The sequence below is a fragment of the Rhizobium sp. FY34 genome (assembly GCF_005222845.1).
Lineage (GTDB): Bacteria > Pseudomonadota > Alphaproteobacteria > Rhizobiales > Rhizobiaceae > Neorhizobium.
In genome coordinates this window covers 36082-49074 of the sequence record NZ_STFZ01000015.1, presented here as the reverse complement: position 1 = coordinate 49074, position 12993 = coordinate 36082, and the positions used below count along the sequence as shown (strand labels likewise).

The window sequence follows — 12993 nt, the reverse complement described above, 5'->3', positions numbered from 1 at the left end:
ACCATGAAAGCATCGGAAATCTGACACCCGCCGACGTCTACTTCGGACGCGGTCATACCATCCTGCTGGAGCGAAAAAGGATCAAACGTGACACAATCAGGCAGCGTCGATTGCAACATCGGCAACAAGCAGCTTAAATCAACAAACAGACGGACCAGAAACTCCAATCCTTCCAAAGCCAGTCTGTCTCAAATCATTCGATGACGGACACCATGGCGGAGGGGCGTCGGCTGACGCATGTAAAAAGGATGGTACAGAGGTGTCGGTCGACATCGCGTTAAATCCGATCTTGCTTGAGACATCCGAGAGGGCTGTCATTCTGTCAATCACTGACGCCGCACCTCGCGAACGGGCGGAACTCGCGGAGGTTTTCGTCAAAGAAGTCACTCATCGCGCCAGAAACATGTTCGCGATTATCGGGGCAATCTCCCGGCAGATTTCCAAGCATACCTCAACTGTTCCCGAATTTCAGGAGGCGCTGCAAATGCGCCTGCAATCCCTTTCGACCTCATACGAGGTTTTTGAGAAGGAGAATTGGCGGGCAGCCCCCATCGACGACCTCATTCGGTCGCAAATTTCATTCGTGGTGAAGCAGGATATCGCCCAAATCGACATTGCCGGCCCGGAGATTCGACTGCAAGCCGCCCAGGCAGAGTGCCTGGGATTGGCAATCCATGAACTTGCGACAAACGCCGTCAAGCATGGAGCGCTTTCAGTGCCAGCTGGTGAGATCTCTATCCGTTGGTCCGTAGATGAGAGAGATAAGATTTTCCAATTTCATTGGTCTGGCCTGACGGTACTTGCGCCAGCTGTTGAAAGAGCGTGCTACGTTCATGATGATCCCCTTTCGTCAGGTCTCTTGACGCCAGCAACCTTGCCTTGGCTCCAACGTCGTTTCAATGATTGGAATGTGGATACAACTCCCGCTCCACCTTGTTCGCGGCATCCCACCCGATTTGATCTCATGGCCGATCAGCCAACTTGGGTGTTCCGCCCCACTCTGCCACTGTTTCATGTTGCCTTGTCTGATCCGGAGATCACTGTCTGTTCAACATCCGCTTCGGCTCCTCCCGAAAGGCGTCCGGCTGCAGTCATGCTGATTGGGCTAGAGGTGAAGTAGTCGTCAGCGCCCGCTGAAATGCTGGGCGAGCCTCACCGCGGTCGACGTAACGTTGGATCATGGGCGTTTCTTTTAGGAGATCCGTCCCGCGCAACGACCGTAGGACAGTTACCATCAACAAGTCTCCGGCCGTGAACTCCCCGTCCAGCCACTCAGCATCACCTAACGTATCGGCAAGTTCGTGCAGCCTAAGAGGAAGGTAGCCGGTGCTGCCGGATGAAATACAAGGCTCGATAGTATTCAAGGCCGCGAACATCCACATAACCGCACGTGCCCTCGCGTTACGGTCGCTTGGTAGCAGACCGGCATATTCGTGCGCGATGTGATGGACGATCGCTCCTGATTCGAAGAGGACCAGGTCGCCATCTTTGTAAGTCGGCATCTGCCCGAACGGATGAAGCTCACGGCGGTATAGATCTCGACGCATTTCGGAGAACGACAACAATCGGAGGTGATATGGTTGCCCTACCTCTTCCAATGCCCAACGCACGCGAAAATCGCGGTGGTATCCTTTGCCGCCGTCGGGAGGGTTTTTGAACACGGATACGATTGGAGACATGTGAGCTTACTCTTTCTACTTTATCGCACATTTCATGTGCCCCCGCTTCGCGGACGGCATCGGCTACCGTCTCCCGATGCGTCCGGAAGACCTCGTTTGCATGAGATCTTCCGGACGGGTGCGCTCATCCTAACCGGGCCAAAACATCAGGGTTGTTGCCGGGTCTGTTCCAACCTACTCCGCAGCGAGATGCACACCCGGTTCCAACTTGGCCACGCCATGGTGGTTCTCCACATGCGATTGCTCCGTTGGCTTGATCCGGAACCAGGCCACATAAAGCGCTGGAAGGAACAGCAGGATCAACACCGTGCCAACGGCTGTGCCGCCGATCAGGGTGTAGGCCATCGATCCCCAGAACACAGAATGGGTCAGAGGAATGAAGGCGAGAACCGCTGCCAATGCCGTCAAAATGACCGGACGCGTTCGCTGAACAGTCGCCTCGATCACGGCGTGGTAGTCATCGAGACCCGCTAGTTTGTTGTCATTGATCTGCTCTGTCAGGATGAGCGTGTTTCGCATCAGAATGCCGGCAAGTCCAATCAGTCCGAGAATAGCGTTGAAGCCGAACGGTTGATTGAACAGGAGCAATGCTGGCACTGCGCCTGCAAGACCTAAAGGCGCCGTCAGCATAACCATGGTCATGGTCGACAGGCTTCGAACCTGAAGGATGATGACAATCAACATGGCAGCGATCATCAATGGAAATATTTTGACGAGTGCAGCATTCGCCTTCAATGATTCCTCAATATTGCCGCCCATCTCGATCCGATAACCCAGAGGAAGTGACGCGATGAGCGGCTGCAGCGCCTTCATGACCGCTTGCGAAACCTCAGGAGGCTGGGTTGCCTCGCTGATGTCAGACCGAACCGTAATGACCGGTGTACGGTCACGGCGCTTCATGATCGGCTCTTCAAACCTGATTTCTGAATGGCCTATCTGGTCGAGCGGAATGGCTCGTCCGTCTCGACTGATGAGCGAAAAGTCCGAGAGCATTGAGGGGTCGAGACGGTTTTCCCCGCCACTGCGGGCCACAACTGGCACGTTGCGGATGTTTTCTCGAACCTGCGTAACAGGAACACCGCTCAGCAGCAGCTGCATCTGCTGCGCAGCCTCGGCCGGTGATAGACCAATGAGATTGAGGCGCTCCTGATCGGGTATGAAACGCACGACAGGCGTGCGGTTGCCCCAGTCGCGGTTGGCCTGACGGACATCCGGAACAGTTTTCATAATGGCGAGGACTTGTTCAGAGATTTCGTAGAGCTTCTCTTGATCGGGACCCATGATACGGAACTCGACAGGGAACGGCGTATAAGGACCGAATACGAGCTGTGTGACGCGGATCGATGCTTCAGGCGCCAGGCCGTCTGCAATTGCATCTCGCAGGCGATGCTTCAGTGCCTCACGTCCCTCTGCATTGGGCGTCAGCGTGACAATCTTGGCGAATGCCGGGTCAGGCAGTTCCGGAGCCATGGCAAAGAAGAAGCGCGGCGCGCCCTGGCCTATGTAACTGGTGACAATTTTCGACTCTGGCTGAGCCATGAGCCAGGTTTCAACCTTCTCGACAGTTCTTGTCGTTGTTTCGATACTGGTGCCTTCCGGCATTCTGACTTCGACAAGGACCTCCGGCCGATCCGAAGCAGGAAAGAACTGCTGCTTTACGCTCCCCATCCCGACAACGGAGACGGCCATAATCACCACGACTGCCGCACAGGTCATGAATTTGTGACGAACAGCGAACTTGATCACATTGCGCAGGCGTTGGTAATTCGGGGTGCCGTAGATAGCTTCGTGGCCACCGCTGACAGGTTTGATGTCAGGCAGCATCTTGACCCCGAGATAGGGCGTGAACACCACGGCGATAATCCAGGATACGATCAAAGCGAAGCCGACGACCCAGAAAATATTGCCTGCGTACTCGCCGGCCGTTGATCTTGCAAAGCCAACGGGCATCAATCCAATGATGGTCACGAGTGTGCCCGACAGCATGGGGGCGGCCGTATGGCTCCAGGCATAGGCGGCCGCTTTGATACGGTCCATGCCCTCTTCCATCTTCACAACCATCACTTCAATGGCAATGATGGCGTCGTCGACCAGAAGACCGAGAGCGAGAATGAGTGCTCCGAGTGTGATGCGGTCGAAGAAGCGCCCCGTCTCCAACATGATGAGAAAGACAACAGCAAGCGTCAGCGGCACAGCAAGTGCCACGACGATTCCAACGCGCCATCCCAGAGCGACCAGGCTGACGAACAGCACGACTCCGAGCGCCATTGCGAATTTCATCATGAATTCGCCAACGGCTTCCTGAATATTGACGGCCTGATCGCTGACCTTCGCCAGCGTCATACCGAGAGGCAGAGACTGGCTGATCTTTGCAGATCGTTCTTCAAGTGCTTTGCCAAGTTCAAGGCCATTCCAGCCTGATTGCATGACAGCACCCAGCATGATTGTGGGCTCGCCATTATGGCGGATGACATAGGCCGCGGGGTCTTCGTAGCCACGTTTGATTGCCGCGATGTCGGAAAGCTTCAAGGTCCGACCACCGGCCACGATCGGGGTATCACCGATGGCTTGGATGCTGTTGTAGGCACCATTAAACCGGATGAACACCTGGGGTCCGCGTGTATCGATGGAACCCGCGGGGGTCACCGTATTCTGGTTTTGGAGGGCAGACGCAATATCCTGCGCAGAAATGCCAAGTGTCGCGAGCTTCTCGAAGGAAAACTCGACGAAAATCTGCTCGGGCCTCTCGCCCAGGATGTTGATCTTTTTAACGCCCGGCACGTGCAGGAGATCCTGCCGGATCGTCTCAGCCTGGCGGACGAGATCACGCATCGGCATGCCTTTGGCTTTCAACGCGTAGAGGCCAAAGCTGACGTCAGAATATTCATCGTTTACGAAGGGGCCGAAGACACCCGGCGGTAGGTTTCTCGCTTCGTCGCCCAGCTTTTTGCGGGCTTGATAGAACTCCTCCTCGACGGCGCTGGCCGGTGTGCTGTCTTTGAGGGTAACCGTCAGATAAGCGTAGCCAGGACGCGTGGTCGTTTCCACCCTGTCATACCAGGTCAGTTCCTGAATACGTTTTTCCAACGGTTCGGCAACCAGTTCCTGCATCTCGCGCGCCGTCGCGCCCGGCCATGCAGCCGTGACGGTTATCGTCTTGATGGTGAAGGATGGATCTTCTGCGCGTCCGAGACTTAAAAAGGCGTAGACGCCTGCAGCAGCCAGAAGGACGATAAAGAACAGGGTAACGGCCCGCTCGCGAACGGCGAGTGCAGATAGGTTAAAGCTCATCACTTGCCCGCCTCTGCTTTTTCGACCGTTGTCCGGACGCTTGCACCATCCGTCAAAAGGTGTGCTCCCAAGGCTATGATGTCTTCGCCTGGCTTCACACCGGATACGATGGCCTCTTCTTCGCCCAGACGTTCCACCTTGATCTCACGAAAATGTACCGTTGATGCTTTGCTATCGATGACCCACACGCTACTGCGGGCACCGTCGTCGATAATGGCACCGACGGGAACCTCGGCGTGAGACTGGGCATCCTCATTGGGTATCTTCACTGTCACCGTTGCGCCAAGAGGCGCGGCAGCCGCTGCTCCCTCAAGCACCCAACGCGCTTCATAGGTTCTTGTCCTTGCGTCGGCAGACGCAGAAATCTGCCGCAGAACGGCTTTGGCCTCACCGTCTCGCCCGTAAATGGAGGCGTAAGCCGAAGCTCCGACCTGCGGACGGATATTCTCCGGCATCCAGACTAGCGCCTCGCGAGCACCTGCTTTCGCTAGCCTCACAACGGTTTGTCCAGCCGTCACAACCTGCCCCGGCTCGCCCAGCATCTCCACGACGGTTCCATCAACATCTGCCAACAGTTGCGAGTACATCGCCTCATTCTCAGCCACATTGGCGTCAGCTTTGGCCGCAGACAGTTGAGCCGCTGCTGTATCAAGTGCGGCCTTGGATCTTTCATATTGCTGGGTTGATGCGGCGTTGGTTTTAACCAGATTGGCAAAGCGCTTTTCATCGGCCTGTGCCTGAACGAAAGTCGCCTGCGCCGCGATGACCGCATTGCGCTTAGCCGTCAGAGCAAGTCGCAGGTCGGTCTCGTCGATCTGCATCAATGGCTGCCCCGCCTTCACATCGTCGCCGACATTGACGAACCGCGCGATGATTTTGCCGGGGACACGAAACCCAAGGTCGCTTTGAACCCTCGCCGCGACCGTTCCCGTCAGACTCCGCGATATCGAGTCTGGCGTTTGCGCCTGCGTGACACTGACGTATGGCGCAATTGTACGAGGATCGGCGGTGGCGGATACCCGTGCAGTTGGCCAGAACACGTAAGCTCCAGCGGCGGCGCCCCCGATGAGGAGCGCGGCCGGAACAAGGAGAAACTTTTTATTCATGGACGAAACTTCTTGACGATCGGATGAGAGATATTAGATTGCCATCTAACTCTAAATCACCTATTGATGTCAATTGAAATCTAAAAGGAGTTCCATTATGAGGGTCAGTCGAGCGCAGGCGGACGCCAATCGTGAAGCAGTGATCAATGTCGCAAGCCGGCTCTTTCGAGAGAATGGTTTTGACGGGATCGGCTTGAAAGATCTGATGAAGGGAGCAGGCCTCACACAGGGCGGCTTCTACAAGCAGTTCAAATCCAAGGACGATCTCGCAGCTCTTGCCTCGCGCCGCGCAATGGAGAGTGCGACGCGCCGATGGTCATCAGTTGCCGCCTCAAGTCCGGATTCGCTCCGCGCGGTCATCGACTTGTATCTGTCAGCCGACCACCGCGGAGAAATGGGCGATGGATGCCCTCTCGTTGCACTTGGCTCGGACGCTGCACGACAAAGCACGGAGGTTCGGACACCGTTTCAGGACGGAATCAGGGCCCACCTGCAAGTGCTGGCGGAATTGCTGCCGGATCAGGCAAAGCCCGAGGCCAAGGATAAGGCCATGGTTATTCTGTCGCTGATGGTTGGTGCGGTCACCCTGTCGAGGATTATGACTGACGCCGATATGTCTGACCGGCTTCTTGCCGTTGCGGCCAATGAGGTAAAGCGCCTCGCCGAACTCAAAGGGGAATAGAACACCATTTTTCCAATCCCGCAGTTGAGATTTTGGAGTGATCATGCGTCGTATCGTTGTGACAGGCATGGGTGCGGTAAGCCCACTCGGTGCCAGTGTTTCCAGTTCATGGACCCGCCTCAAAGCCGGGAAATCCGGAATCCGCCGTCTATCGGATGAGGTTGTTGGCAGCCTCCCCGCCAAAATTGGTGGGGTGGTCCCTTCTATTGCCGAGGATGCAGAAGGGGGCTTTGATCCCGATCGTGTCCTGCCCCCTAAAGATCAACGCAAGATCGATCGCTTCATTCTGTTCGCCCTTGCGGCGGCTGAAGAAGCACTTGCGCAGGCGCGCTGGAAGCCGATTTCGGAGGAAAACCGCCTCCGGACGGCAACCATCATCGCGTCCGGGATCGGCGGCTTTCCCGCCATTACCGAAGCGGTGCGGACCGTTGATCAAAAGGGACCACGGCGCTTGTCGCCCTTCACCATTCCGTCGTTTCTGGTCAATCTGGCGGCAGGTCAGGTCTCGATCCGGCATGGATTGAAAGGTCCTCTTGGGGCACCTGTGACAGCCTGTGCAGCTGGCGTTCAGGCAATCGGCGACGCCGCAAGGCTTATCCGGGCCAACGAGGCCGACATCGCCGTCTGCGGAGGCACAGAAGCCTGCATGAATATCGTCAGCCTCGCCGGTTTTGCAGCAGCCCGTTCACTGTCCGTTGGATTTAACGACACACCTGAACTGGCATCAAGACCGTTCGACATGCTTCGGAACGGGTTCGTCATGGGCGAAGGCGCAGGCGTTCTGGTCATCGAATCCCTCAGCCATGCGCTAGCGCGCGGTGCCGAGCCTCTGGCCGAGCTGGTTGGCTACGGCACAACAGCCGACGCCCATCACGTTACCTCCGGTCCTGAAGACGGATCTGGCGCGGCGAGAGCCATGCAAATTGCCATCGCACAGGCTGGCATTTCCCCACAAGAGATCCAGCATCTGAACGCACATGCGACCTCGACACCAGTCGGAGATCGTGGAGAAATGGAAGCCATCAAGTCTGTGTTCGGTAGAGGATCGGACGTGGCTGTAAGCGGGACCAAATCAGCGACGGGACACCTGCTTGGTGCAGCGGGGGGACTAGAAGCGATCTTTACAATCATGGCTCTGCGCGATCAGCTTGCCCCGCCAACACTGAACCTGAATGCACCCGACCCGGCAAGCGCCGGCATTGACATCGTCGCAAAGGTCGCGCGGCCGATGCCTATGAACTACGCGATCACCAATGGCTTCGGGTTCGGCGGGGTGAATGCCAGTGCGGTATTTAAACGCTGGCCCGGCAATGTGTCGTAGTTCCCGGCATGATCCTCAATATTACTTGTCAACAAAGGAGTAGAAAATGCGGTACGTTCAAATCGGTGCAGTCGTTTTGTCGATGCTGTCGCTGGCCTCATGCCTGAGCCAGTACGATCCGCCCAAAGAGCGACATGACGTCCAAACGCCAGCGGGGCTGATTCAGGCCTACTAGTCACTGCAAGAGGCGTATAGCACTCGAAGGTCAGATTGCCGGCGTGGATCGAAAAGCCTTCAAGCTTGGTTCGGTCGTCGCCGGTATCGTGCGGATTTCAGCCCGAGTATGACCGCTTAAATCTCATCCTCAATTCCATTTTCCTGCTTTTTCCGCGTCAGAAAATCCCGCTCGGTCACATTTATGATTGCAATCAAACTCTATCGATTATTTAGATTTCTATAGAAATCTATTTCGCCAGAAATTGTCTGGCCACCGACTGTAGCGCTGACATAACTCTGCGATTCAAGGACCGACGATGGATCTGGCCACCCCCCGAAAAGACAAGGCTACTTTGAACGAGATGGAGCGACCGAAACTTGGAATACTCGATGGACCGATTGCGCCAACTCTGCTGCGGTTAGCACTTCCGACTGTCATCGTTCTGGTCGTTCAGACGGCTGTAGGTGTTGCTGAAACCTATTTTATCAGCTTCCTCGGCACGGAAGCATTGGCAGGCGTAACTCTTGTCTTCCCTATACTCATGCTGATGCAGATGATGTCCAACGGTGGAATCGGCGGAGGCGTGTCGTCGGCAATTGCGCGATCCATTGGTGCAAACCGCCGTTCCGATGCCGATGCGCTTGTCTGGCACTCTGTCGTCCTTGCAACTGCATTCGGGCTGGTGTTTTCCATCGCAGCTATCTTGCTCGAGCCACTCCTCTACCGCGCCATGGGCGCAACCGGTTCTGTCCTTTCGGCAGCGCTGACGTATTCGGGAATCGCGTTTGCAGGCTCTGTCCCTATCTGGATCACCGCCTTGCTGTCTGCGGCGCTACGCGGCGCCGGGAATGTAAAAGTGCCCGCCATCGTGATCGTGGGGGGCGCGATAATTATGTTGGCCCTTTCGCCACCTTTGATTTTTGGCTGGGGTCCCATTCCCCCGCTGGGTGTTGCCGGCGGTGGTGTTGCCGTGGTCGCCTACTATCTCGTCGCAGCTATCGTGCTTGCGTTTTACCTACGTTCAGCCCGTTCGCCGTTGAAGCTTAACATTGTTCCGCTCGAACGACGGCTCTTCAAGGACATACTCGGTGTTGGCCTGCCCTCTGCAATCGGTACTGTCCAGGTCAATCTTACCGTAACACTCGTCACGGCTGCGGTCGGTCACTTCGGAACAGACGCAATAGCGGGATTTGGTATCGCTTCGCGCCTTGACTACCTTCAGATCCCGATCATTTTTGGGCTCGGGACTGCCATCGTCACCATGGTCGGCATCAATATGGGAGCCAACCAGTTCGACCGGGCGCGCAGGATCGCCTGGATAGGTGCGGGCGTGGCATTTGTCGTCACACAGGCGATCGGCACTGCCGCCGCATTCTTCCCAAACATCTGGATGGCGCTGTTCACGACCGATTCAGCGGTCCAAAAAATGGGGGCCCTTTACTTGCAGATGGTGGCTCCGGCCTATGGAGCGGTCGGGCTCGGCCTGGCTCTCTATTTCGCAAGCCAGGGCACCAGGCGTGTTCTTTTGCCAGTCCTTGCCGGGACTGTAAGAATGATTGTCGCCGCCTTTATCGGATGGTCGGCGGTCATGTTCTACGGTGCAGACATTGGCACGCTGTTTCAGATCGTCGCAGTGGGCTCGGTCATTTACGGCGTGCTGACAGCTTCCGCAGTCCTTCCAAGGCGATTTTTTTCGAGAGCTCGAAGCTGATGTTTCTTGCTGATCCGGTGGCGATGATCAGTGCAAGACGCTGGCGGGCAAAACTTCCGGCAACGTGATGATAAACAGCACTATAATGCACGTGGCGCAGGATGATCTGCCGTTTGGTGGCGTTGGGGCGAGCGGGATCGGTGCGTATCACGGTATCGAAGGCGTCAAGCGTCTCTCGCATGCCAAAGGTATCTACGCACAGCACCGGTGGAACGCCGTCAAACTTTTCCATCCACCATTCGGGAAGCTGATCGATCGGATTCTGAATGTCATGTTACGTTGACACAATGAGTTCAGCACGCAGGGCTTCACCCAACAGTGAGTGATGAAAACGGCCACCGCCTACCGTTTTCGAATTCACTCAACAGCATGCCCAAACGTATCGCGCAGAAGATTGAAGGCAATCGCGCGTACACCATCCAGCCAATTGAAAGGAAAACAGATGCTAGATATCGGTGACATGAACGCAGCAAAAGGCGCTATCTCTTCGGGGAAACGGGCGCTGATCACGGGCGCATCAAGCGGCATGGGAATAGAATTTGCCGAGTTACTGGCGGCGCAGAAGGTAAACCTCGTCCTCGCGGCCCGTCGACAGGAGCCGATGGAAAAACTCGCTGCGGTTCTTCGCCGCAAATATGGCGTCGATATCCACGTCGAGCCGATCGATCTCGCTGCGCCTGGCGCTGCCGCCAACTTGAAAAACAGACTGGACGAGCAGGCGTTGCAGATAGACATGCTCGTGAACAACGCCGGATACGGCCTGCACGGTGAATTTCTGGAAACGCCGCTTGAACGCACGATGGATATGATACAGCTCAACATTACCGCGGTCACCGAACTCAGCTACCTGTTCGGGAGAGACATGGCGGCCAGGGGATCGGGAGAAATACTCCTCATAGCCAGTCTCTTATCGTTCCAGCCTGTTCCGACCTATGCCGCTTACGCGGCAACGAAATCATACGTATTGTCTTTCGGAGAAGCGTTGCACGACGAATTGCGTCCGCGGGGTGTCGTCGTCACCACTCTTTGCCCAGGACACACGGAAACAGGTTTCGATGCAACAGCTGGCGCCTACATCTCTCCCATGCTGCGCCGGCTGACAATGAAACCGCGCCCGGTCGCCGAAGCCGGGCTTCGAGCACTCTCGAAGGGGAAAGCGAGCGTCATCGCAGGGTTCATGAACAATGTTGTGGCGTTTTCCAATCGCTTCACGCCGCGTTCGATGCAGCGGGCCTCCATGAAAAAAGTCATGGCACCCTAAAGAACCGGTCCCGAACCATGTCGACAGCAGAAGCAGCGATTGTCGACCTTCTGCAAAGGTTGGCGCCCTTGTTCAGGGCGTCCAGTCCTGCATCGGCGGGAATATTGTGTCCTTCGTAAATGCCCGTCCACGTCGAAACTGAAGCCCCTGGAACTCTGATGATCCCGTTACGCCCTCAATTGATACTGCGGCTGCGCAAAGGCAATCGGCATGTGATTGCGCTTTTTCTTGCAGATGGAACTCTCACTCCCGCTCCGTTTTGGTCTGAGGCCCAGGCCGCGTCGGCGTGTGGCCTCGCATTTAACCAATGGTCGTCCTTACCGACCGAAGTGTTCTCGGAAATACACTTGGATGGAATCCAGCCAGAAATCTCCATCTTTGCGAGAGCGACACGACGCGGCCGGGTCGAAGGACTTATCTTGTGGACCAGAGACGGGATATTTCCGAGAATACTGGCCACGGTCGCAGATGCAGTTGAGGCAATCGAGAGCGGCTTTCTCAATACCAAGCGCAACCCGGCGTCACGACGACATGATCGAGACCTGCGCGACTGTACCGTGTCGGTGTAAACTTCGGGGCAATGTATGGGATCGAAATTTGGCTCAATTTGGTAGTTTTTCACATTCCCAGTGGCAGGGCCCGCCACTTTACCGAGTATCGTGCTTTTTCGCCAGCCGGCCGCCTTGAGAGGGATCGAACCATCGTTCAGCGTACTAGATTTGTAACTTTTCGATAACCTTAGCCTCTTTGATTTATTGGTATCCACACAGAACTGAGCTGGTTAGGCGCATAATTTCCATTGAGAATGAGCCATTTGGACCTTCCTCCTCCGAACGCGGTGAGCGACGGGGCAACGGAGTGTTTCACATGGGACCACTGTTAAACATCATCCGTCGGGGGCATTGCGCGAGCAGCAGTCGATCCGCGAGATCAGCCGGCGCACCCGGCTGTCGCGCAGCACGATAGCGAAGTAGTTGATCAACGAAGCCGTTCGGTGTCATCGTTCTTCTGTATCGTGCTGATCCAGCCGCTCGCTCGCATGATCCCATAAGATTTGGGAATTCAATTTCAGGCTTTAGAAAATCGGAAGGGCAAGCATCGCCTTGCCCTTCCTATGCTCAGATCGCGGCGCGGCGCCGATCTTTCCACATGGCCCAGACGGGGGCTGCCAGGATAAACAGCGTAAGGGCGACCATGGCCATAGACATCGGCGACGCAACCAAAGCGGATGCATTGCCGCCCGAGATTGTCATCGCAAGTGCAAGCTGACTTTCTGCGATTGGCCCGAGGATGACGCCAAGGATGATCGGAGCGCTGGGAAAGTGCAGTTTGTCGAGGAGATAGGCGACCAGTCCAATGGCGAGCAGCATATAGAGGTCGAACATGGAGTTATTCACCGCATAGACACCAATTGTCACGAACAACATGATGATGGGTGCAAGAACCACGCGCGGAAGACGCAGCGCCTGGCCGAACACGCGGGTGGCCGTCAGGCCGCCGACAATGGCAAGCAGAAACGCCGATAAAAGCATCTGCAGCATGAAACCATAAACGATGTCCGGGGATTCGCTGAACAGTTGCGGGCCGGGTCGCAGGCCGTGCACCAGAAGCCCGCCAAGAATGACAGGGGCCACGCCGGAGCCTGGAATGCCCAAGGTCAGGGCCGGGATCAGCGATGCCGCATTGTCGGCGCCATTGCCGCATTCCGAAGCGGCGACACCTTCCGGATTGCCTTTGCCGAACATCTCGGGATGTTTGGAAGTCCGTTTCGCGTCGTTGTAAGCC

10 protein-coding genes are annotated in these 12993 nt (G+C 56.2%); 6 read left to right on the top strand and 4 right to left on the bottom strand.

Features of this window, described 5'->3' with window-relative positions; genetic code table 11:
* Nucleotides 1-259: 259 nt before the first annotated feature.
* Complete coding sequence (locus E8M77_RS24230; RefSeq protein ID WP_246659251.1) at nt 260-1120, top strand: sensor histidine kinase; 861 nt, start codon at nt 260-262, stop codon at nt 1118-1120.
* Here E8M77_RS24230 and E8M77_RS13445 read toward each other — a convergent pair.
* The 3 genes from E8M77_RS13445 to E8M77_RS13435 all read right to left on the bottom strand — a co-directional run bounded on the left by E8M77_RS13445 (nt 1092) and on the right by E8M77_RS13435 (nt 6076).
* Complete coding sequence (locus E8M77_RS13445) at nt 1092-1679, bottom strand: glutathione S-transferase family protein (protein ID WP_137131159.1); 588 nt, start codon at nt 1677-1679, stop codon at nt 1092-1094. The genes E8M77_RS24230 and E8M77_RS13445 overlap by 29 nt on opposite strands.
* Before the next feature lie 174 nt (nt 1680-1853).
* Nucleotides 1854-4970 (bottom strand): efflux RND transporter permease subunit, encoded by a 3117-nt coding sequence (locus tag E8M77_RS13440; RefSeq protein WP_137131158.1) that lies wholly within the window; start codon nt 4968-4970, stop codon nt 1854-1856.
* Complete coding sequence (locus E8M77_RS13435; protein ID WP_137131157.1) at nt 4970-6076, bottom strand: efflux RND transporter periplasmic adaptor subunit; 1107 nt, start codon at nt 6074-6076, stop codon at nt 4970-4972. Before E8M77_RS13435 ends, E8M77_RS13440 begins: the two co-directional genes overlap by 1 nt.
* 97 nt (nt 6077-6173) lie before the next feature.
* On the opposite strand from E8M77_RS13435, the gene E8M77_RS13430 reads away from it, so the two are divergent.
* From E8M77_RS13430 to E8M77_RS13410, 5 genes are all read left to right on the top strand, one after another.
* Complete coding sequence (locus E8M77_RS13430; protein ID WP_137131165.1) at nt 6174-6758, top strand: TetR/AcrR family transcriptional regulator; 585 nt, start codon at nt 6174-6176, stop codon at nt 6756-6758.
* A gap of 43 nt (nt 6759-6801) precedes the next feature.
* Nucleotides 6802-8079, top strand: a complete 1278-nt coding sequence (gene fabF / locus E8M77_RS13425; protein ID WP_137131156.1) for a beta-ketoacyl-ACP synthase II — start codon at nt 6802-6804, stop codon at nt 8077-8079.
* Nucleotides 8080-8552: 473 nt separating this feature from the next.
* The gene (locus E8M77_RS13420; RefSeq protein WP_137131155.1) at nt 8553-9947 is read left to right on the top strand and encodes an MATE family efflux transporter; all 1395 of its coding nucleotides are present in this window, start codon (nt 8553-8555) and stop codon (nt 9945-9947) included.
* Between the two features lie 67 nt (nt 9948-10014).
* A complete protein-coding gene (locus E8M77_RS13415) occupies nt 10015-10230 on the top strand; it encodes a hypothetical protein (RefSeq protein ID WP_137131154.1) in 216 nt (71 codons plus the stop codon).
* A gap of 159 nt (nt 10231-10389) precedes the next feature.
* Nucleotides 10390-11208: an SDR family oxidoreductase gene (locus E8M77_RS13410; protein ID WP_137131153.1), complete on the top strand. Its 819-nt coding sequence runs from the start codon at nt 10390-10392 to the stop codon at nt 11206-11208.
* 1118 nt (nt 11209-12326) lie between these two features.
* On the opposite strand, the gene E8M77_RS13405 is transcribed toward E8M77_RS13410, so the two are convergent.
* On the bottom strand, nt 12327-12993 hold a 667-nt coding region (locus E8M77_RS13405; RefSeq protein WP_170975870.1), incomplete at its 5' end, for a tripartite tricarboxylate transporter permease.